This window comes from Enterobacter sp. Ap-1006 (genome assembly GCF_011752835.1).
Classification (GTDB): Bacteria; Pseudomonadota; Gammaproteobacteria; order Enterobacterales; family Enterobacteriaceae; genus Cedecea.
In genome coordinates this window covers 186,577-206,815 of sequence record NZ_VWWU01000005.1, presented here as the reverse complement: position 1 = coordinate 206,815, position 20,239 = coordinate 186,577, and the positions used below count along the sequence as shown (strand labels likewise).

Here is a 20,239-nt window from a genome sequence, read left to right as displayed (position 1 = left end):
AAATTCTCAGAGTAAAAATGCCTCACTCAACCGAACCCAATATGTAGCCCCCACCGAAATACAGTCATCGTTAAACTGATACAGAGGATGATGCACTGAATAGTCGTCTTTCCCCGTCGCCGTACCCAGCCAGAGATAACACCCCGGCACCTCTTCCAGCATAAAAGAGAAATCCTCGCTGCCCATCATGCTCTTCACGTGCTGAGGATCCGCGACGTTATCCGCGCCGAAAGTATCCCGGGCAACCTGAAGCGCGAATGCCGTCTGTGCTTCGTTATTTATCGTCACCGGATAGCCAAAATCCACCTCTATACAGGCCTTCAGGCCAAAACTTTCCGCCTGAGCGTGGACGAGGGTTTCAACCCGTTGTTTGAGCGCCTCACGAACCTCTTTTTTAAAGGCACGCATGTTCAGCTTCAGCACGGCTGTGTGCGGAATAATGTTGTGCGTTGTGCCGCTCTGCAGGCTGCCCACGGTCACCACCGCCGCATCCTGCGGATCGATATTGCGAGAGACAATAGTTTGCAGCGCCATCACAATAGAGGCTCCGGCAATCGTAGGATCGATACAGTGCTCCGGCATCGAGCCATGCCCACCTTTACCTTCCAGCGTGATGGTCAGGCTGTCAGAAGAGGCCATTAACGCCCCCGGCTTCGTCACCCACTGACCGGCGGGGATCAGGGGAAAATTATGCAACCCAAACACCGCGTCGCACGGGAACAGCCTGAACAGACCGTCGTCGATCATGCGCTTAGCACCGCCGATTTTTTCTTCCGACGGCTGAAAGATCAGATGCAGCGTCCCGTTAAAAGGCTTCTTCTCCGCCAGGTAGCGAGCCGCAGAAAGCAGAATGGCGCAGTGGCCGTCATGCCCGCAGGCATGCATCTTACCTTCCACCTGGCTTGCCCAGGGCAGCCCGGTTTGCTCTTGCATCGGCAGCGCGTCCATATCGGCGCGGATCCCCAATCTTTTACTGCCGCTTCCCACTTTTAGCGTCCCAACCACCCCGGTGCCGCCTAACCCGCGATGTACTTCATAACCCCAGCCGGTCAGCAGTTCAGCAATACGATCGCTGGTGCGGAATTCTTCAAACCCCAGTTCCGGGTTTTGGTGGAAATCACGCCGAAGGGCGATCATCTCTTCTTCACGATCCAGAATCTCTTTAATCAACATAGGTAGCTCCTTGTATTAAGCGTCAGGTTGCGTTTTCCGTTCCCGCCAGACAAGCAGCGCCGCCAGCGAAACGAAAGAGCAAAAAATCAGATACCAGGCCGGCGTCATCGGCTGACCCGTCGCTTTAAGCAACCAGGTCACGTTAAATTGCGCAAAGCCTCCAAATAGGGTGACGCCAACGGCATACACAATGCTGATGCCCGAGGCCCGAACCGTTTTCGGAAATGCTTCGAGCAGCAGCAGGAACAGCACCACCGTGCACACATTCGCCAGCACCTGATCGACAGCGATTAACGCAATAGTGATCCACAGCGGCATACCGTTCAAAATCGACGCGAAGATTGGCCAAACCAACAAGAGTGAAACGGCAAAGCAGAACGTCATGATCGGCTTACGTCTGGGCAGCCTGTCCGCCAGCTTTCCTGCGAAAAAAGGGATCAGGAGCGTCATCAGCGCCGCCGTCAGGCTTATCCAATAGGAGGTCGCCGCCGGCATGTGCACCGTGTTCACCATGTATGCAGGCATGTAATAAATGATGATGTAGAACGTTGTCGTGCCTTTCATTATCAGCAAAATGCCCAACAGCATAGCCCGACGATGCTCCCGCCAGAGGATTTTGGCCGAGTTCTCCTTTTGGGGAGTCGCTTCAGTATGATGCGTTTCCGGCAAATGGCGCCGGATGTACATCCCAATGGGCATGATCGCCAGACCCAGAATAAAGGGCACGCGCCAGCCCCAATCGTACAGGGCCTCTTCGCTGAGGTAATGGCTCAATCCAGCTCCCATTGCCGCCCCAAACAGCGCCGCGCCGCCCTGGCTGGTCATCTGCCAGCTCACGCGCTGCCCGCGCCTGGATTTATCTCCGGCCTCCATCAGCCAGCTGGTTGCCGCGCCGATTTCGCCCCCGGCGGAAAATCCTTGCAGCAGGCGGCCAGCAATCAACACGATGGGCCCCAGTATTCCGACCTGGCTGTAAGTCGGCGCAAACGCCACCAGCATCACGCCAAGGGCCATCAGTCCGAGGATCAACGTCATCCCGGAACGGCGGCCATGCTTATCCGCATAGTTACCCAGCACCAGGCTGCCCAATGGGCGCATCACAAAACCGACGCCAAAGGTCGCTACCGCCAGCAGCAGCGAAACATAGTCATTACTGGAGGGAAAAAAAAGGTGGCCAATGATCACTGAAAAGAAGCTATAAACCGCAAAATCATAGATTTCTAATCCGTTTCCCAATGTTACCGCCACCAGAGACTTAGCGCTGGTTCGCCCTTCCAGAGGACGGCTTTGAGGCGGCATCGCGGCGATCAACCCGCTAGCCGCTGAGGCAGTACTTGCAGATGATTTCATGCTCACTTCCTTCTCATTATTTTTTGCATGTCGGGCTGTGACTTCTGAGGGTGATTCGACTATCTGCATAAAAAAATAACATCGCAAACATAAAAATTAGTTATGGCTTTGGTTATATTCTTCGTATCCTGAAAGTGCATTTTTTGCACTATGGCGAAAGCCGATGGCGGAGTGACAAATGAAAATCAAAATAAATCAATTAGATGTATTACTAGAAGTTGCAGCACAGGGCAGCATAGGCAAGGCTGCCCGGGCGCTGCATCTCACTCAACCCGCTATTTCCAAAACCATTCAGGAGCTGGAGACGGAAATCGGCATGCCAATTTTGCAACGCTCATCACGGGGGGTGACGCTAAATGAGTACGGGCAAGTGCTGTTGCGCCATGCCAGGGATATCGATCGCTCGTTACATCAGGCGCGAGATGAAATCGATAATCTGCTCGGAAAAGCCATGCGTCAGCTGCGCATTGGATTTACCTCCGCCGCCTCTTACGGTCCCTTTAGCACCACAATGAGCCAGTACCAGAGCCGCTTTCCCGGCGTGAAGTTAATCGCCATGGAAGGCAGGCCGCTCCAGATTCTGGATGCGCTCGCTAATCAGCGGCTGGATATGGCGGTGATGACCAGTGCCAGCGGAACGCCCATCGGCACGTTTTACCAGGAAACGCTCTACGCCCTCAGCAACACCATTATTGCCGGCGAGCATCATCCCGTCACCCACACCACCACGCTGAAAAGCCTGATGCAATTTCCCTGGCTGGACTGGGATGAGCCGGGAGAGCACTCTATTCTGGGCCAGGTCTTCCGCCGCTATAACATGCCGCTACCGCCGACGATTGTGCACTGCTCCTCGCCGTGGATTATGGCGCGCATGATGGAACAGGCGCCCATTGTCAGCATGTGGACTTCGGTCAGGCTTCGCTTTCCTGGCTATGAAAAAAATCTTCGGCCACTGACGCTTAAAGAAGTGCTGCCGGCAACCAGCGTGAACATCGTTTGCCCCAGTATAGGGCGGCTGTCCACCGCAGGGACGACCTTTATGGAAATGCTGAGGATCAATTCGCGCGACTGGCTTCAGGAGAGCGACGCGCTGGAAATGGTAGCGAGGATATAAAAAAGGCGGACAGCATTGAGCTACCCGCCTTGTTGTTCCTATACAGCTCGAATCAGAAGGTTTCCCAGTTATCGTCAGACGTAGCAGCCACGGCTTTACGCGGGGCAGCCGTCGTCACAACAGCCTTCGGCGCAGCGGCCTGGGCTTTGGCCTGGCGTTCCTGAGCGATACGGAATACGGAAACGGACTGCGTGAGCCTGCTGGCCTGTTCTTCCAGCGCAGCGGCGGCGGCGGCAGACTCTTCCACCAGCGCGGCGTTCTGCTGGGTCACACGGTCCATTTCTGCAACCGCTAACCCAACCTGATCGATCCCGCGGCTTTGCTCGTCAGAAGCAGAGGCAATCTCGCCCATGATATCGGTCACGCGGGTCACCGCATTAACGATTTCCCCCATGGTTTCCCCGGCGCTTTCAACCAGCGTTGAGCCGGTATCCACCTTGCTAACCGAATCCTCAATCAGGGTTTTGATCTCTTTCGCGGCCTGCGCGCTTCGCTGCGCCAGATTACGCACTTCCCCGGCTACCACGGCAAAACCACGTCCCTGCTCACCCGCACGGGCAGCTTCAACGGCGGCGTTAAGAGCCAGGATGTTGGTCTGGAAGGCGATGCCGTCAATAACGCTAATAATGTCAGCAATTTTCTGCGAACTGCCGGCAATTTCGCTCATGGTATGCACCACATTGTCCACGACTTTACCGCCGCGCTGCGCGGTTTCAGAGGCGCTTAGCGCCAGCTGGCTAGCCTGACGGGCGTTTTCAGCATTCTGTTTAACCGTGGCAGTCAGCTGCTCCATGCTCGCGGCCGTTTCCTCAAGCGAAGCCGCCTGTTGTTCGGTACGAGAAGAGAGATCGTTATTGCCGATGGAAATCTCGCTGGCGCCGCTATAAATGGCATTCGCGCCGTTGCGGACCTCGCCCACGGTAATCACCAGCTCGTTTTGCATATGGCGCAGGTTCTCGGCCAGCTGCCCCATTTCGTTGGTGCCTTCCACGTCGATTTTGCGCACCAGATCGCCGCTGGCGATGTGGCGAATGCTTTCGATCAGGCGATTCAGCGGAGAGATAAGCGTGGTGCGGATCCCCTGCCAGACCACAAGGATCACCACCAGCACCACAATCAGGACGCCAATCAGGATCCAAATCGCCATGCTGTAGGAGCTGTTGCTGCTGTCGACCGCTTCCTGATAAAGGTGATCGTTTTGCTGCAGATAGTTAACGTATTGCTTCTCAAAGCCATCCTGATATCCCTGGGTTGGCTGATCGAAGAATTCATTAATTTTCCCCGCGCCAAGCAGTTGAATCAGCTCTGCCAGCGCACCGTGATAAATATCGTAGTTGCGCTTAATTTCTTGTGCGGCCGCGTCGCTTTGGCGTGGATCGCGCGGTAAAGCTTCATAAGCCGCCCACTCAACCTCAGCCTGTTTCAGCGAAGTGCTGGCAATCGCCATCAGTTCTTCAACGGTTGCACCGCTGCCAATTTTATTGGCATCCATCATGTAGCGAATACCGGCGCGATTCAGGGTGTTACGGGTCTGCAACAGCGCGACCCAGCTGCCGTTCAGCGTTGACTGCTGCTGACGAATGGTTTGTAGAACGGTGAAATTTTCTTTGTCCTGCTTCAGCGCATTGAAGAACAATCCGCCGGAAGCTATCTGCAAAATGCCAAACAGCCCCAGGACGACCAGTAAGCTTGTAACGATTTTGATACGGTTTAACATTGCTTCTCATTCCCTGTAAGACAAGTCTTAATCATCGGCGTAACAGCAGAAAACTTTACCCAAAGCGTTTTTTTGCCGTTTTTTCTGCTACTCCCAGGAAATGGCCTGGCAATAATTCATCCTCCACACCTGCGGGGTTAAGTCGTAACACATTCATAACCCGAGTTTTTTTCACTATCATTTTTTTAATAGTCAACCAGCCCGGAGGAAGGCATGCTTACCGTTGCTATCTGTGAAAGAAATAGCCATTTTGCCAATGGCATTAAAATTATTATCCAGCAGCTCTGCCGTCAGTTTAGCGAGACTTATCATTTCCTACCGTTGGCGCACCAGGACGTCGCCGATCTGGTTTTTTTCGCGCTAGACGACAACTGGTCAACCGCCAACTGCTACAAAATACCGCAGACGACGCGCCATCAGCGGGTGATCCTCATCTGCAAAAAGCAGGACCAGGAGAACCTGATGTTTCGTCCCTGCCTGTATATGCTGCCGTCTATCTACCGTGAGGACGAGGTCGAAGATGTCAGGCTCAAACTGGCCCCCTGGATAGATCCAGAACGGCGCAAAAAAAACACCCTGCCCGTGCCTACGTCTATTTGCCACTACTGCACAACGCGGCATTTCAACATGCAGGAGCGTGAATTACTGAAGCTAATGGCCTGTGGTTACTCGCTGATTGACGCGGCTTTTATTATGCATATTGATGAAAATACTGCGCGGGATAAACGACTGTCGATTATGAAAAAACTTAATATCAAGAGCCAATATAAACTCATGAATTATATCAAACTCAATCTGCCGTTCTTGCTGGATTGAATTATTTAATTAAGTACTTTCTTATTATGCCAGGGAATTACTCTTAATTATAAAAAAAACGCGCCCTTCACTCTTCAGGGTTGCGAATTTTCGCAACCTGGAATAAGCCATCCCCGGTATTCACTCATTCGAGGCGCTGAGAGAATACGCTCAGAAAAATCTCCAAATTTGCTGAAAGCACACCACCTCTTCCTCTCAGGGCATTGATTGCTCAGCAATTCAGTAATAGCTGTCACAATTAGCGACAAAATAATGATAAATATTTCTAGAGATAACAATTTATTATCTGTTGACCAGCATATTTCCGGTTTCCGTCTGGAACCGATTGTTAATTTATTTAGCGGACACGTTATTAGCCACGAAGTACTCAGCCAGCTCGCCGCGCCATCACGCGATTCCGAGGTTTTTTTTGCGAACCTGTCGGCTGCCGACAGCGTGGCGCTTTTTTGCCGTCAGGCCAACCTGCTGAAGTCCCGACAGGCATCCGGTAGCTTCTTCCTTAACCTTCCCATTATGGCGCTGATTGACGAGCGGCTATTCGCCCGGCTGCTTGATGTTTGTGAATCATGGATAACAATTGAGATACAGGATGCTCCACTTTTTGATACGTGCTCCAGGCGGCATCAGCTTTGCCTGCGGGAGCGAATTAAGCTGTTACAGCAACAAAGGATATCGGTATGGCTGGATGACCTTACCGAGGGCTGTATTGAAAGCTTCCACCGCTACGCCATTGATGTCGGCGGAGTAAAAATTGATAAGCAAGCATTCTGGACGCTCGGTAAAAATCCCAGGGCACTTCAACGCCTGGTCGCACGGTGCGCGGATATTTCACCCCACATTATCATTGAAGGTATCGAAGACACACATCATCTCGAGCTCGCTCGCCAGTCAGGTGCCAGCTTCGGGCAAGGCTATTTATGGCCGCATAAACGCTGGCTGCTCTCTGATACCTTGTCATTGTGAGCAGGCTTATGTGCGCAGCTATGAGGCGAAATAAACACCGTCGTACCAGGACTGATTATCTTCTAAACCCCGCTAACTCCACCGCGCCACTTTTTTTTGATCGACTCGAATATATTCAACAGCAATTGATTGGGGGGCAAAAACCAAAGAAGCCCGACGCCATCCTCGTTTCTGCCGACAATTTCCTCAGCAGCGCAATCACCGGCACTCTTTTCCATCGCCTTAACATTCCCGTGATCTCTTCGCTGGATGACGTTATCGCGCATCAGGTGCACTCTCCCGTACCGCGACTGATCGTCGACCTCGACAGCCTGGAGATCCCCACACTTGACGTTTTGAAGGCCATTCGCCAACAAATTATCACCACGCCGCAACACCAAATCATGCTGCTTAGCGCGCAGCGAAAGCCCGAAATCACACGATTTATTCAGCAGGCCGTTGGCTGCAAGATTGTCGAGCGTCGTCTGCCCCCGGACAAACTGAAACAGGCTTTAAGCCCCGGCGACCCAGATTTGGCGGCGAGTTGCGACACGCAGGGTTTTTCCCTCAGAGAGTGGGCGATTTTACTGGCGCTGAGCCGCGGAGAGTCATTGAAATCAATCGCCCTTTTACTTGAGAAACCCTATCATTACGTCGTTTATCGCTTCAACGTTTTGCTGACCCGACTGGCGCTCGATAACCGCAGTAAATTGCTGCACCTTCTACATGAAATTTCTGTTGCAAATAGCGCACATTGGCTATCGAACTAACCTACTGAGGCATAAGATATTTTAAGAATTTACTTAATTTCAATGTTCAAATTGAGTTAAAAACAAACAAAAAATTAACAATTACAACTATTCCTGGAAGCAATTATTCCGCTATGACGCCATTCAGCACTTTTTGATCCAAAACAAAATAACAACATTTAGAACTAAATGTCATTTTTTCTCCAATAAAAAGTCTTTTAACCCACCTTAACTAAAAAATTAGGTTCGTTAATTCAATTTAGAAAAAGGTCAATTAACTACACAGCATTTCGTATTGACTCAGACTTATTACAGGAACATCAGACTTTTCCCACAAAAACTGCGCTGTATAATCACCTCATCACATATTTATATTTGCCATGGCATTTATAAGGATTACATGTGAAGTTATTTAGGCAGTCATTCTCCCGCCGACAATAACGAATTTAAAAAGGAAGAGAGTTAAAAAAAACAAGGAGGTTCCCGCATAAAGACCGGCAACCGCCAACTCACTGTTTATCACTTTCGCTGCCATTGACGCTGTGTCAAAGCGATGTTTTTATCAAACAATCGAGGCAAAAAAAAATGAAACCGGCATCCGTAATCATTATGGACGAGCATCCTATTGTCAGAATGTCGATAGAAGTTCTCCTCCAGAAAAATAAAGATATTAATGTTGTTTTAAAAACAGATGATGGTCGGGAAGTTATCGACTATATGCGCGCGAATCCAGTCGATCTGGTGATTCTTGACGTTGAACTCCCCAACACAGATGGCTTTACATTACTTAAAAGAATCAAAGGATTACAGGAAAAAACCAAAATCCTTTTCCTGTCGTCAAAATCAGAGTCGTTTTACGCAGGGCGCGCTATTCAGGCCGGCGCCAACGGATTTGTGAGCAAACGTAAGGAACAGGAAGATATATTTAACGCGGTTGAAATGTTGCTTTCTGGCTACTCCTTTTTCCCTTCGGAAACGCTGCATTTTATCAGCAGCCATAAATCACGCCGGGGAACGATGGACGATATGCCGTTATCCAACCGCGAAATCACAGTCTTGCGTTATTTGGCAAACGGCCTGTCGAATAAAGAGATTGCCGAACAGCTATTACTGAGTAACAAGACCATTAGCGCACATAAAGCTAATATATTCTCTAAACTCGGACTCACTTCCATTGTCGAGCTGATTGACTATGCCAAGGTGCATGAACTGCTATAAAGGACCATTACGCACCGGAAGCGGAAATACCGGGAAGACTCCTCCCGGTTATTTTCTGGAACCATTAACGATGTTTTAATTGTAGTTAATCAGAAACGTCGCATCCGCATTGGCCAGCCCGGCATCCGCGTTGTCCGCCGTGGCAATATAGTTTGCCCAAAACTTGAGCGTCACATCGCCGTTGGCATCAACCGGCATCGTTTTACTGGCATCATTCAACAACAATCGGGACTTATCCTCATTCAGTAGCTCAATAGCCACATTTTTCGCCGTACTGGCAGCGTTTAGCGCCAGCAGTCCCGTGCCGGTAGTCTTGCCATTAAAGGTGATTGATGCGGTACCGCTCGGCGGGCAGCCGGTTAGCTTCAGGTTAAACGGCATTGCCTGAGTTGTGCTCCCGGCGGTGCGCAGCTGTTTGGTCGGCCACGAGCCAAGCTTCACCGTCTTATTGTCCCCGCCCGTCTCCACGACACAGGTGTAATCCACGATTGTTCCATGCAGCTCAACGTTGATTTCCCCCAGCGGCGAAGCCGCTTTCACTGAGGGCACGCAGAGTATCGGGACCAGCGCCAGCGCGCTCAGGATAAACTTGTTCATCAGGTCCCCTTAGTCGAAATCAACGCGCAGATAGCCACGAGCCGTGAACGGCCCTTCCTTCGGCTTAACGCCCGTCACGCTTACCGGCCAGGCGCGAATTCCCACCCGGGCCGCAGCGGCATCATCAAGCTGGAAATTAATCTTGCTGCCAAGGTTGTTTGGCGTCAGCGGCGTACCGCTGGCGTTCGCCACGATAAAGCCCAGATCGCTGTTATCGGATATCATCATATTGCCGCTGCTTTTCTCAGCCTCAAGGCGCAGCGTGAGGTAAGCCTGGGCATCGATATTAGTGCATTTGATGCCGACCGTTTTACTTTGCGGCGTCACGCTTTGCGGGCGGTTACCGGCCCCGGCCTGGCTGAATAACGATGCCCCGATGCTGCCAAAATCAAACTCCACCACCTGCCCGGCGTTGATTTCGCAGGTCTGCGGGACTTCAACTTTGCCGCTGTAGCTGATGGTGTAAACGACGGTATCTAACGGGTCCGCAGAGGTCGTCGTTACGTAGACCCGGAACATCGTCTGGCGTGGAATCGGCACCATGTTAATAAAACGGCGGGTGACTTTAAGGCGAAACACCAGCTTCGAATCCGTGACCCCAAAAGGTTTGTTCTTCGATACGTTAGGGTGCGACCCCATTTGCATGTAGCTCACCGGCGGATAAAAGTCGCCCGCATAGCTGTCGTTTATTTTCATGGCACCATTAAGGTAGTCATTTATCTTCAGATACTTATAACTCCCCACCACTTCTTGGATGGGTAAATCGGTAACATAGCTACGCTTGGTGGTATTCCCTGACGTTCCTTTAGGACAGATGGCATTCACGCCAATCAGCCCTGTTTTTTCGCTCAGAGTCACGATCTGCCCGACGTTGTTGTTGCTACTATTAAATTTGTCAGACAGGTCGTACGCAATATCGGTTGGGACCTTAAGCTCGTTTTCACAAACCGTCGCCAGAGCTGGGGTAGCGAACGCCAGTAGCAGCGACCCGGCCATCAAATTTTTCAGTTTCATTTTCATCTTCCTGAATCTCTCCGCACGCTATGAACAGGTGGCGGTTGCCATGACGACAGCCTGCTTCAGGCTCTCTTCCGGCAGGGAATAGTTGGCGCGGCACTGGGAACCCTTCCCGTCGCCCCACTGGATCAGCAGCTTGCCCTTCAGCGGCAGGCCGCTGAGGTAAATCTGCCCGTCGTCACCGGCCATGCTGGTCACACCGCTTTGCTCTTCCCGCACCACGGAACCAAACGGCACCGGGCGGTCGCCGCGTTTCACGGTGAGAATGGCGCGCACGCCAATTCGGGCGTCGAAGGTGGCACGAACCAGCGCGCCCTCCGTCGGCACTACGCTGCTGACGTTGTTTTCAATGTCGGTGTGGTTGTCCATTGTGTTGGTGTCGAGCGCTACGCGGTTGTAGCGGTAAACCGTGGCATACGGCATAACGGCATAGCCACGCCAGTCGGTTTTCACCCCGGTCTGGTTTTCAATGCTGACGCCGGAAGCGCCCGGCGCTTTAATCAACACGTTGGTGTCGCCCAGCGGCTGGCTGAAGGTCACCCCGTCCGCATGGCCAACCACGCCGCCGGAAGCCTGCCAGTTGAAGTCATGCTGGTTGCGGTCATAGTTGTAGCCCAGGCCAAGCGTGCCGTACGTGGCCTGCCAGTTGGCAGTGGCGCTGCCGGAATAGCCGTTATTGCTGGTATGCCCCTGACTCACGCTGTAGTTCAGGTTGCGACCTTCCAGCAGCGTGCCGCCGACCCCGGATTGCCAGCTGTTTTTGCCGTCAGAGCTGCGGCTTGTGGCCAGCGTGGCGTAGGCACGATCCAGCGCCGTATCGCGCGAATAACCGTGCCCAAGCAGCGTGCTAAACGGAATCGAAAGGTTGAAGGCGACAATCCGGTTGGTGTCTGCCAGGCCGAGCGACTTACTCCACGACCAGGAAAGCGAGTAGCTGATCCCGCGCCAGCCGCTGGAATAGCCCAGTTGATACCAGGTGTTGTCCTGATCGGTTCCCCAGTAAGTTTGCTGGCTACCGGAAACATAGACCGAGCCGTAATCCCCCAGAGACTGGGAGATATTGACCTGAAATCGGCCCTTTTTGTTGTAGCGCAGGTTGTGATAGCTGGTCGCCACCAGCTCCTGCCGGTTGCTGTCGTTGTTTTGCCACTCGTACTGGTAGCCTTCCATATTCCGGTAGGCCACATCATCCAGAGTGTAAAAACCGCGAGTGGAGTAGCGATAGCCCAGCAGCTGGAAGTTAGTTCCGTAGCCGCTCAGGGATTTGGCGTACAGGAAGCGCAGCGACTGCCCCTGATGATCGCTGTCATCCGCCAGCTTGCTGCGCGCATGGGTAAGATCGAGCGAAATCGCCCCCCAGTCACCGAGGTTTTTCCCGGCACCTAACGCAACGGCGGTATAGCGTTCTGCCAGCTGTGTCCCACCATAGGCGGTATAGCCGTTCGGCAGACCGGCAATCAACGTACCCTGAGTAAAGAACGGCTTATCCTGCTGGTTATTCCCGCTGCGGAAATCCCCCATCACCACATCATATTTAAAACGGCCTTCACGCTGCAGCATCGGCACGGTGGAATAAGGCACGGAGTATTTCTGCACTGAGCCGTCTTTCTCCTCTACCGTAACCTCTAAGTCACCGCTTGAAGACGTCGGGTTAAGGTCGCTGATGGCAAACGCGCCCGGAGAGACATAGCTCTGATAAATCACGTAGCCGTTCTGGCGGACAACAATCTTGGCGTTGGTGCGGGCAATCCCGCGCACGGTTGGCGCGTAGCCCTGCAGGCTGTCCGGGTACATGCTGTCTGAAGAATAGAGGCGCGCCCCGCGAAACCCGAGGCTGTCGAACACATCGCTGCCGGTGTTGCTGTCGCCCATGACCAGCTCTCCCTTGAGCGGAATAATCGTGCGCTGCAGCGTGGTACTGATATTCTGCCATTGATTCTGGTGGTGGCCATCGCCGCTGGTGTAGTTCCAGGCCCCGTTGTTGCGCAGGCGCCACGGGCCCAGATTCAGCCCGCTTTGCAGGTTCAGATAGTAGCTGTCGTTGTAAGTGCCGCGGTTGCCGGTGAAGGTGTAGTTCAGCAGCGCCGCAGGGATCCCTTCATCCCACTGATCTGGTGGAATGTAACCGCGGGCGCTGTTGATTAAAGAGGCCTGTGGCAGGCTAATGTCCAGTCGCAGACGCGAAAAGTCATAGCTCATTTCAGCGCCTGGCACGGCCGTTGTCACGGGGACGCACTCCCCGGACTTGTATTTCGCCAGCTCAGGATACGCCAGCATATTCAGCCCGAGCCGCTTGAGCCAGTCGACGTCGAGGCAGGCCGTCAGCCCGCCGGACTTCACGGCTTCAGAAGCAGGGACTTTCGATTCCGTCGCCGTAAAATGCACGTCTTCGGTGGCAACAAATTCATCGTTGCGCCAGATATCCACGCGATAAACGCCCGGCGGCTGGCTGCTGCCTTTTTCGAAGCGAGACAGATCCGCCACCGCCGCGGTATCGTCCGACAAAAATGCCGGGTTGAAATAGCTCTCAGCGGCAGCGAACGCGGGCCAAAATGAGGCCACAATGGTCGCCGCCAGCGGCGCTAGCGTAAACACTTTACGCGAGACTGATCTCTTCATGATTTACCTGCTTCCCTTTGCCAGCCTGGCGTTACTGCATGACACCCGCTTGTGCTTTAGTCACCGCGCCGTAGTCGTTCACAGTCTGGAAGCTCACTGTCCCCTGAACGCCGGACGGTACGGCAACCTGTACGCTATTTTTTGGTGCCACCATGGTGTTAGGCAGTTTTTCACTGCCCATTTTCAGGTTGACCAGCGAAACGTAGTAAGGTGAAGGGTTGCTGATCTTCAGGTACTGGCCGTTACGCGCGAAGCGGATCTCTTTCAGCGCATCTTCCGGCTGCATCTGCAGATTTTTAGGGCGCACGAACAGCTTGATGCGGGAAAGCACGGCGAGCTGAAGGACGTTTTTGCCCTCAACGCTGTTTTTATCCACGGAAGGAATGGCCTTCACGTTCATCCAGAAAATAGACTCGCGATCCGTCGGTAACGCCGGTCCGGCATAGATAATACGCAGCGTGTTTTCGCTTTTTGGCTCACTGACAAACAGCGGCGGCGTCACCACAAAACTTTTCTCTTTCTGGCCGAGATCGTTCTCGATCCATGAGTTCACCAGGAAGCGCTCTTTCGGATCGCTGTTGGTGATAGCCAGCGAAGTTTGTTTCGCATCGGCCGGATAAATAACGCGCGTAGCGCCCAGGGCAATACCGCCCGCAGCCTGCGCATTAAAAGTCATCATCATTAAAGAGAGCATCAGTGCCGAAGCGGCTTTATATAATTTGTTCATCACGACAGGTACCATCAAAATAGCCAGAATGGAAAAGCAGAGGTTCAGGGATAAACCAGCGTGAACCAGACGTCAGAGCGAATATTTCCGGGCGACATATGCTTAGAAACCGCGCGATAACGGGCAGTAAAATGAAAACTCATTTCCTGCGTGGTTATTTCCGAATAAGACGCCGGTTCGCTATTGGGAATAATCAGCTGCTGCTGCTGGTCGAATAGTGCGAGGCCAATGCCGCTGCTGGCGTCATTGCCACTTACGCTGGACGTGGCCAGAAAGACCAGAGGATCTTCCGCCGGAGTAGATCCCTGAAACGCGATGCCCACATGGTCATAAACCTCCGGGCGACAGTCCGTCAGCCGAAGGGTAAAAGGGATGCTGGGCGGCGCGTAGCTGCCAACATCTTTAAATACGTTGCTCGGGTACTGGCCCATTTGCACCGTCATTTCCTGACTTTCAGGCGCGACGGCGCAGGCGCCGTTGACCAGCTCACCCTGCATATGCACTTCCCCACCGTGGATAACCACAATGCGCTTTGCCTGAACGGGATTCACCGCAGCCAGCATCGCCAGGAGCAGGATTTTCCTTATCATCATCGTCCTCTCTGGACTCGCGTCGGACAAGCCTCATCCGTGAGGCTGAATCATCCCTGTGCTCTCAGCCGTGGCTGATTATTCGTATTTCATAACGAAAGTTGCGTCCGCGTTCGCAGCACCGGCAGTAGCAGTTGCAGCGGTTGCTTTATAGCGAGCGGTGAACGGAATGGTGTTCTCGCCGTCGTTCAGAGTCTGAGCGGTAGAGAAGGTAGAGCCGTTCGGAGACAGAGTCTTAGAGGTACGATCCAGGATCTCGATACCCACGCCTTTCGCGGTGGTTGCGTTCCCGCCGGAGTTCACCGCCAGCAGCGTTGGGTCGGTCGCATCAGTCTGGCCGGTGAATGCCACAGAAGCGGTGGCCGCCACGGTGCTATCGCAATCGGTCAGAACGATGTTGAATGGGATCTGGGAAGAAGTATCGCCCACTTTGGTGAAAGCGGCGGTACGGTACTGGCCCAGTTTAACGATCTGGCCGTCGGACTGAGTGCTTACCGCACAAGCGGCGTTAACCAGCTCGCCCTGGAAGTGCACGGTCCCGCCATTAACGGTAACAGGATCTGCTGCGTTAGCGGCGCTGCTGACCAGAGCAACGGTTGCGATCAGAGAAGAGGCGATTTTGCTTAATTTCATGGGTATTCCTTCATATATAAAACGCACATCGGAGTCAGGCATCCTTCATGACTCCGTTTGAATCATCATCGGTCTTAAATGACCGCATAACGCATTCCCCACATCCTGTGGGAATTCCTTAGAATGCTCAGTGGCTTCATTAGAATTAAAGACAAACGTTTCCCCAGCACATTATTTAATGTGCCGTATAAAGTTATCTTTAATAATTCAAGATGAAATTTTTATATATTCGTGATGGGCTACGAAGTATGTCTAAATTAAGCCAAATTTGAATTAAGTAATAGATACCAATTCTTTATGTTGCATAAGCGCAGTCTTAATAACGCCTAAGAAATGACCAGGTAAATCTTTCGGGAAAATGATTCTGGAGAGATAAAAGCCTCGTTAATTTAGTGGGTTATATTATTCTCTTAGCCCCAGAAAATTGTTCATTTTTTGTTAAATTTGTTTATTTTTTGTTTGGTTCAGATAAAGGGATCTTGAACGCCTGCCGCGCAATACTGAGTGAAGTTGCCAAAAGGTTAAAGACGTTGCGCAAGCGGTGATACACTGGAAGGCTTGCCCCAAACTTTGACCCAGGACTTCAGGATGAATGAAACCGCCCCCCATACCATTCCGGCACCCTCGATAACCCGTCCCAACTGGTCGGCAGTCTTTGCCATCGCGTTTTGCGTGGCCTGCCTGATTACCGTTGAGTTTTTGCCGGTTAGCCTGCTGACGCCGATGGCGCAGGAACTGAATATCTCCGAAGGCCTTGCCGGGCAGTCGGTCACGGTCACCGCCTTTGTGGCGATGTTTGCCAGCCTGTTTGTCACCAACCTGATTGGATCGACCGATCGCCGCCGAGTGGTGCTACTTTTTGCCGTGCTGCTCACCGCCTCCTGCCTGCTGGTTTCGTTCGCGGGCAACTTCTCTCTGCTGCTGCTTGGTCGCGCCTGTCTTGGGCTGGCACTGGGCGGGTTCTGGGCCATGTCGGCCTCGCTGACCATGCGCCTCGTTCCCGCGCGCACAGTGCCTAAGGCGCTGTCCGTTATCTTCGGAGCCGTCTCGATTGCGCTAGTGATTGCCGCCCCGCTGGGCAGCTTCCTCGGCGGGATTATCGGCTGGCGCAACGTCTTTAACGCCGCTGCGCTGATGGGTGTCGCCTGTATTATCTGGGTCTGGAAAGCGCTGCCTTCTCTGCCGGGCGAAGCGGCGCACCAGAAGCAAAACATGTTTGGCCTGCTCAAACGCCCGGGCGTGCTGGCGGGTATGCTGGCAATTTTCATGGCGTTCGCCGGGCAGTTCTCGTTCTTTACCTATATTCGCCCGGTTTATATGACCCTGGCGGGCTTTGACGTGGACGGGCTGACGCTGGTGCTGCTGAGCTTCGGTATCGCCAGCTTCGTCGGCACCTCTCTTTCCGCTCCGATCCTGAAACGGTCACTCAAGCTGGCCCTGGCCTGCGCGCCGTTGATTCTCGCTATCAGCGCGGCGGTGCTGGTGCTGTGGGGGGCGAACAAAGCCGTGGCATCGGTGATTGCTATTGTTTGGGGACTCGCCTTTGCCCTCGTGCCGGTCGGCTGGTCAACGTGGATCACCCGCTCGCTGGCGGATCAGGCTGAAAAAGCCGGGTCAATTCAGGTCGCGGTGATTCAACTGGCCAACACCTGCGGGGCGGCAATAGGCGGCCTCGCGCTGGATAACCTCGGCCTGCTGGCCCCGCTTATCTTGTCCGGTAGCCTGATGCTGCTGACAGCGGTGCTGGTAACGGTGAAGGTTCGGGCTTAAGTTGTAGAAACAACAAGGCCCGCACCAGGCGGGCCATATTCGAGATAAGAAGCTACAGGCGTTTAGTTAATTCACGGCGAGCCAGCTCTGCTAAAAAACCACTTCGGCTGGCGTACTCCCTATTACCACTGACATAGCTATCGATTCTCGCCAGCAAGGATTGTGGCAACGTAATATTCAATTTTACCGATTTACCTTCGTACCGGGTAATATCGATATCAACAAATCCCCAAACGCCCCCCTGGCAACTCTCATCATTTTTATGATCGTTAATCGTCAGAGCAACAGGCACCGCTCTGCCTTTCTCGCTTTGATATTCCAGATGCGCATTAATCGCGCCATGGGCGTCATCGATAGCCTCATCGATGGTGTCTCCGGCGAAATAGCAGCCTTCAATATCCGGCACAAACCCTGACCAGCTTCCACTTTCGGCCTGGTGCAAATACACAGGATATTTCATACGTTCCTCTCTCCTGAAAGCGCTACTCGTTGGCACGCCACTTATTCATTTCTCACCCAGTAGCTTAAGAATTTTATGCAACGTTCCCGGGGCCAAATCCTTGGTTGGGTGGGGTACCACGACAGGGTTTGGCTCACCTTCTTTTTCAAAAATGTGGTGGCTGCCTCTGGTACGCACATGTAGCCATCCCAACTTTTTCAACATCCTTATCAGCTCTGCGCTTGTCATTCCTTCATCCATGAAGTGAAATCTGGTGGTTATAATAACCACCAAAAGAGCAAATATCAATCACACCTTCGGATGCTCAGCCGCGCCAGAAAGGCTTATCCCCGAGGATTGTCGCGCGGTGCATGATACGGCGAGCCGGGAGATAATCGGCGTTGGCGTAATGCTGCGTCACGCGATTGTCCCAGATGGCAATATCGTTTTGCTGCCAGCGCCAGCGTACCTGGAACTCCGGTTTGGTGATGTGGGCAAACAGGAAGCCCAGCAGCGTCTCGCTCTCTTTTTCTGTCAGGTTGACAATGCGCGTGGTAAAGCCTTCGTTGACGAACAGCGCCTGCTTCCCGCTAACCGGATGAGTACGAATCACCGGATGGCGCAGCGGCGGGTTCTTCGCCACGGCTTCACGCCAGCGCTGGTGTTCCACTTCATTATGAGCGTACTTGTACTCCTGGAACGATTTACGGAAATCGTGCTCGGCCTCCAGCCCGGACAACAGCTTTTTAAACGGTTCCGACAGCGCCTCGTAAGCGGCAATCCCGCTGGTCCACAGCGTATCGCCGCCGGTTTCCGGCAGCTGCTTCGCCGCCAGAATCGCTCCGGCAGGCGGCGTTTCAATAAAGGTCACGTCGGTGTGCCAGTTATCGTTATCCGGCGGATTATCGTTGTGGGTATCCAGCACGATAATTTCTTCCACGCCTTCGGCATGGGGGTAAACCGGGTGAATATGCAGATCGCCGAAACGCAGAGCCAGCGCGCGCTGCTGCTCGGGCGTAATTTCCTGCTCGCGGAAGAACAGCACCTGATGGCGGATCAGCGCGTGGTAAATCTGCTCGAACTGGTTGTCGCTCAGGGCGCGCGTTAAATCCATGCCGTCAACCTGCGCCCCGATATACGGCCCCAACGGTTTAATGTTCACTTTTTCACTCATTGCCCTTCTCCATGCCACGGGGTCAGGCGGCGCTGTAGCGCCCGTAGCCCCAGTTCTAAACAAAATGCGATGACGGCAATGACGCCGATCCCCGCCAGCACCACGTCGGTAGCCAGAAACTCACCTGCGGACTGCACCATAAAGCCCAGCCCGCGCGTGGCGGCGATCAGCTCTGCGGCCACCAGCGTGGACCAGCCCACGCCCAGCCCGATGCGAAATCCCGTCAAAATTTCCGGCAGCGCACCCGGTAAAATCACATGCCAGATAACCTGCCAGCGAGACGCGCCGAGCGCCTGAGCCGCACGAATGCGTACCTGCTTTGCGCTGCGCACGCCCGCCATGGTGGACATGGCCACCGGCGCAAAAATCGCGAGATAAATCAGCAGGATTTTGGATGTCTCGCCGATGCCAAACCAAATCACCATCAACGGTAAATAGGCCAGCGGCGGCACCGGACGATAAAGCTCGATCAGCGGATCAAGAATGCCGCGCACGGTGGGACTCAGCCCCATTGCAATGCCCACCGGGATGCCTATCAGCACCGCAGCGGCAAGCGCGGTAAGAATGCGCCCCAGGCTCGCGGCCAGATGCTGCCAAAGCGTGGCGTCCATAAAGCCCTGCGGCCCGGCGATGGTGATAAGTTTCGCCAGCACCTGCCCCGGCGGCGGCAGAAACAGCGGGCTTATCCAGTGCTGCGCCGCCACCCACCACCAAAGCAGTACCAATACGATCAGCGTGGTTGCGCTCAGGGTGAGCTGACGCGAAAACGGCCAGCGCCACGCTAATCTGCGACGCACGGGTTTGTCCTGAATCACTACGCTCATAAGAAGCCCTCCCGCTGATCGAACACGCGGCTCAGCACGTATTCACGTTTGGCGATAAATTCTGGATCGGATTTGATGCTGCGGCACGGCTCTCCGGCGGCAAAGCGACGGCCAAAATCAAGCTGGAGCCGCTCCAGTACGCGGCCAGGGCCTGGCGACAGCAGGATCAGTTCCGTCGCCAGAAAGACCGCCTCTTCAATGTCGTGGGTGATCAGCAGCACCTGCCGACGGCTTTCGTACCACAGCTTCAGCAGTAGGGTTTGCATCTGCTCGCGGGTAAAGGCATCCAGCGCGCCGAAGGGTTCGTCCAGCAACAAAAGCTGGGGCTTCGTCGCCAGCGCCCGGGCAATGCCCACCCGCTGCCGCTGCCCGCCCGAAAGCTGCCAGATGGCGTTTTTCGCCTTATCTTCCAGTCCAACCTTGCGCAGCATGTCGAGCGCAATCTCTTCCCGCTCGGGCTTGCCCTGCCCGGCAAGCTGCAGCCCGAAGGCCACGTTATGCAGTACCGATCGCCAGGGCAGCAGCCCTTCGTTCTGAAAAACAACCCCGCGCTCGGCGCCAGGGCCTGCAACCATTTTGCCCTGAAGCGTAATGCTGCCGGAATGATAGGGAACGAAACCGGCGATCAGGTTAAGCAGCGTGGTCTTACCGCAGCCGGAAGGGCCGAGCACCACCAGCAGCTCGCCCTCGTCCACCGTCAGATTAATGTCGTCGAGTACCGGCTTGCCGCCGTACTCCGCGCTGAGATGCGAAACCTGTAGCATCGCCGA

General features: G+C 53.8%; 20 protein-coding genes. 6 read left to right on the top strand and 14 right to left on the bottom strand.

Annotated features, from left to right (window positions below; genetic code table 11):
• Nucleotides 1–6: 6 nt before the first annotated feature.
• Together F3J28_RS16860 and F3J28_RS16855 are read right to left on the bottom strand one after the other, a co-directional pair.
• Nucleotides 7–1,173 (bottom strand): M20 aminoacylase family protein, encoded by a 1,167-nt coding sequence (locus tag F3J28_RS16860; protein ID WP_166878017.1) that lies wholly within the window; start codon nt 1,171–1,173, stop codon nt 7–9.
• 15 nt (nt 1,174–1,188) lie between these two features.
• Nucleotides 1,189–2,523, bottom strand: a complete 1,335-nt coding sequence (locus F3J28_RS16855) for an MFS transporter (protein ID WP_166878014.1) — start codon at nt 2,521–2,523, stop codon at nt 1,189–1,191.
• 178 nt (nt 2,524–2,701) lie between these two features.
• On the opposite strand from F3J28_RS16855, the gene F3J28_RS16850 reads away from it, so the two are divergent.
• A complete protein-coding gene (locus F3J28_RS16850; RefSeq protein WP_166878011.1) occupies nt 2,702–3,637 on the top strand; it encodes a LysR family transcriptional regulator in 936 nt (311 codons plus the stop codon).
• 52 nt (nt 3,638–3,689) lie between these two features.
• On the opposite strand, the gene tsr is transcribed toward F3J28_RS16850, so the two are convergent.
• A complete protein-coding gene (gene tsr / locus F3J28_RS16845) occupies nt 3,690–5,354 on the bottom strand; it encodes a methyl-accepting chemotaxis protein (RefSeq protein WP_166878008.1) in 1,665 nt (554 codons plus the stop codon).
• Between the two features lie 213 nt (nt 5,355–5,567).
• Between tsr and fimW the strand changes: the two genes are divergently transcribed.
• The 4 genes from fimW to fimZ all read left to right on the top strand — a co-directional run bounded on the left by fimW (nt 5,568) and on the right by fimZ (nt 9,079).
• Nucleotides 5,568–6,170, top strand: coding sequence for a fimbria biosynthesis transcriptional regulator FimW (gene fimW, locus F3J28_RS16840; protein ID WP_008460898.1), 603 nt, complete (start codon nt 5,568–5,570; stop codon nt 6,168–6,170).
• A gap of 252 nt (nt 6,171–6,422) precedes the next feature.
• On the top strand, nt 6,423–7,133 hold the full coding sequence (locus F3J28_RS16835; protein WP_166878006.1) for an EAL domain-containing protein: 711 nt from the start codon (nt 6,423–6,425) through the stop codon (nt 7,131–7,133).
• A 20-nt stretch (nt 7,134–7,153) separates the two neighbouring features.
• Entirely contained in the window at nt 7,154–7,882 is a 729-nt protein-coding gene (locus F3J28_RS16830; protein WP_286178284.1) for a DNA-binding response regulator, read from the top strand.
• A gap of 564 nt (nt 7,883–8,446) precedes the next feature.
• Entirely contained in the window at nt 8,447–9,079 is a 633-nt protein-coding gene (fimZ, locus tag F3J28_RS16825; RefSeq protein ID WP_008460895.1) for a fimbria biosynthesis transcriptional regulator FimZ, read from the top strand.
• A gap of 75 nt (nt 9,080–9,154) precedes the next feature.
• On the opposite strand, the gene sfmF is transcribed toward fimZ, so the two are convergent.
• From sfmF to fimA, 6 genes are all read right to left on the bottom strand, one after another.
• A complete protein-coding gene (gene sfmF / locus F3J28_RS16820) occupies nt 9,155–9,676 on the bottom strand; it encodes a fimbria assembly protein (protein WP_166878001.1) in 522 nt (173 codons plus the stop codon).
• A 9-nt stretch (nt 9,677–9,685) separates the two neighbouring features.
• Nucleotides 9,686–10,690, bottom strand: coding sequence for a type 1 fimbria D-mannose specific adhesin FimH (gene fimH, locus F3J28_RS16815; protein ID WP_166877998.1), 1,005 nt, complete (start codon nt 10,688–10,690; stop codon nt 9,686–9,688).
• A gap of 27 nt (nt 10,691–10,717) precedes the next feature.
• Nucleotides 10,718–13,312 (bottom strand): fimbrial biogenesis usher protein, encoded by a 2,595-nt coding sequence (locus tag F3J28_RS16810; protein WP_166877996.1) that lies wholly within the window; start codon nt 13,310–13,312, stop codon nt 10,718–10,720.
• Between the two features lie 31 nt (nt 13,313–13,343).
• A complete protein-coding gene (gene fimC, locus F3J28_RS16805) occupies nt 13,344–14,039 on the bottom strand; it encodes a type 1 fimbria chaperone FimC (RefSeq protein ID WP_166878358.1) in 696 nt (231 codons plus the stop codon).
• Between the two features lie 44 nt (nt 14,040–14,083).
• Nucleotides 14,084–14,629 carry a type 1 fimbrial protein subunit FimI gene (gene fimI, locus F3J28_RS16800; RefSeq protein ID WP_008460884.1) on the bottom strand — a complete coding sequence of 182 codons (546 nt, stop codon included), beginning with the start codon at nt 14,627–14,629 and terminating at the stop codon, nt 14,084–14,086.
• A gap of 78 nt (nt 14,630–14,707) precedes the next feature.
• Nucleotides 14,708–15,262 (bottom strand): type 1 fimbrial major subunit FimA, encoded by a 555-nt coding sequence (gene fimA, locus F3J28_RS16795; protein ID WP_039298013.1) that lies wholly within the window; start codon nt 15,260–15,262, stop codon nt 14,708–14,710.
• 588 nt (nt 15,263–15,850) lie between these two features.
• On the opposite strand from fimA, the gene nepI reads away from it, so the two are divergent.
• Nucleotides 15,851–17,032 carry a purine ribonucleoside efflux pump NepI gene (nepI, locus tag F3J28_RS16790; protein ID WP_166877993.1) on the top strand — a complete coding sequence of 394 codons (1,182 nt, stop codon included), beginning with the start codon at nt 15,851–15,853 and terminating at the stop codon, nt 17,030–17,032.
• Between the two features lie 52 nt (nt 17,033–17,084).
• On the opposite strand, the gene F3J28_RS16785 is transcribed toward nepI, so the two are convergent.
• The 5 genes from F3J28_RS16785 to tauB all read right to left on the bottom strand — a co-directional run bounded on the left by F3J28_RS16785 (nt 17,085) and on the right by tauB (nt 20,233).
• Entirely contained in the window at nt 17,085–17,492 is a 408-nt protein-coding gene (locus tag F3J28_RS16785; RefSeq protein ID WP_008460879.1) for a type II toxin-antitoxin system HicB family antitoxin, read from the bottom strand.
• A gap of 45 nt (nt 17,493–17,537) precedes the next feature.
• Nucleotides 17,538–17,720: a type II toxin-antitoxin system HicA family toxin gene (locus F3J28_RS16780; protein WP_166877989.1), complete on the bottom strand. Its 183-nt coding sequence runs from the start codon at nt 17,718–17,720 to the stop codon at nt 17,538–17,540.
• Nucleotides 17,721–17,796: 76 nt separating this feature from the next.
• A complete protein-coding gene (gene tauD, locus F3J28_RS16775) occupies nt 17,797–18,645 on the bottom strand; it encodes a taurine dioxygenase (protein ID WP_166877986.1) in 849 nt (282 codons plus the stop codon).
• Entirely contained in the window at nt 18,642–19,469 is an 828-nt protein-coding gene (tauC, locus tag F3J28_RS16770; protein WP_166877984.1) for a taurine ABC transporter permease TauC, read from the bottom strand. The genes tauD and tauC overlap by 4 nt, the downstream gene beginning before the upstream one ends.
• Complete coding sequence (gene tauB, locus F3J28_RS16765) at nt 19,466–20,233, bottom strand: taurine ABC transporter ATP-binding subunit (RefSeq protein ID WP_166877981.1); 768 nt, start codon at nt 20,231–20,233, stop codon at nt 19,466–19,468. The genes tauC and tauB overlap by 4 nt, the downstream gene beginning before the upstream one ends.
• Nucleotides 20,234–20,239 lie beyond the last annotated feature (6 nt).

Bases quoted from the DNA above. Each gene is read 5' to 3' on its own strand.
- tsr (WP_166878008.1), bottom strand. From the start codon at position 5,354: ATGTTAAACCGTATCAAAATCGTTACAAGCTTACTGGTCGTCCTGGGG.
- F3J28_RS16850 (WP_166878011.1), top strand. From the start codon at position 2,702: ATGAAAATCAAAATAAATCAATTAGATGTATTACTAGAAGTTGCAGCA.
- F3J28_RS16835 (WP_166878006.1), top strand. From the start codon at position 6,423: ATGATAAATATTTCTAGAGATAACAATTTATTATCTGTTGACCAGCAT.
- fimA (WP_039298013.1), bottom strand. From the start codon at position 15,262: ATGAAATTAAGCAAAATCGCCTCTTCTCTGATCGCAACCGTTGCTCTG.
- F3J28_RS16830 (WP_286178284.1), top strand. From the start codon at position 7,154: ATGAGGCGAAATAAACACCGTCGTACCAGGACTGATTATCTTCTAAAC.
- F3J28_RS16785 (WP_008460879.1), bottom strand. From the start codon at position 17,492: ATGAAATATCCTGTGTATTTGCACCAGGCCGAAAGTGGAAGCTGGTCA.
- tauC (WP_166877984.1), bottom strand. From the start codon at position 19,469: ATGAGCGTAGTGATTCAGGACAAACCCGTGCGTCGCAGATTAGCGTGG.
- fimW (WP_008460898.1), top strand. From the start codon at position 5,568: ATGCTTACCGTTGCTATCTGTGAAAGAAATAGCCATTTTGCCAATGGC.
- tauB (WP_166877981.1), bottom strand. From the start codon at position 20,233: ATGCTACAGGTTTCGCATCTCAGCGCGGAGTACGGCGGCAAGCCGGTA.
- fimZ (WP_008460895.1), top strand. From the start codon at position 8,447: ATGAAACCGGCATCCGTAATCATTATGGACGAGCATCCTATTGTCAGA.
- tauD (WP_166877986.1), bottom strand. From the start codon at position 18,645: ATGAGTGAAAAAGTGAACATTAAACCGTTGGGGCCGTATATCGGGGCG.
- F3J28_RS16780 (WP_166877989.1), bottom strand. From the start codon at position 17,720: ATGACAAGCGCAGAGCTGATAAGGATGTTGAAAAAGTTGGGATGGCTA.
- fimI (WP_008460884.1), bottom strand. From the start codon at position 14,629: ATGATAAGGAAAATCCTGCTCCTGGCGATGCTGGCTGCGGTGAATCCC.
- fimC (WP_166878358.1), bottom strand. From the start codon at position 14,039: ATGAACAAATTATATAAAGCCGCTTCGGCACTGATGCTCTCTTTAATG.
- F3J28_RS16860 (WP_166878017.1), bottom strand. From the start codon at position 1,173: ATGTTGATTAAAGAGATTCTGGATCGTGAAGAAGAGATGATCGCCCTT.
- F3J28_RS16810 (WP_166877996.1), bottom strand. From the start codon at position 13,312: ATGAAGAGATCAGTCTCGCGTAAAGTGTTTACGCTAGCGCCGCTGGCG.
- sfmF (WP_166878001.1), bottom strand. From the start codon at position 9,676: ATGAACAAGTTTATCCTGAGCGCGCTGGCGCTGGTCCCGATACTCTGC.
- F3J28_RS16855 (WP_166878014.1), bottom strand. From the start codon at position 2,523: ATGAAATCATCTGCAAGTACTGCCTCAGCGGCTAGCGGGTTGATCGCC.
- nepI (WP_166877993.1), top strand. From the start codon at position 15,851: ATGAATGAAACCGCCCCCCATACCATTCCGGCACCCTCGATAACCCGT.
- fimH (WP_166877998.1), bottom strand. From the start codon at position 10,690: ATGAAACTGAAAAATTTGATGGCCGGGTCGCTGCTACTGGCGTTCGCT.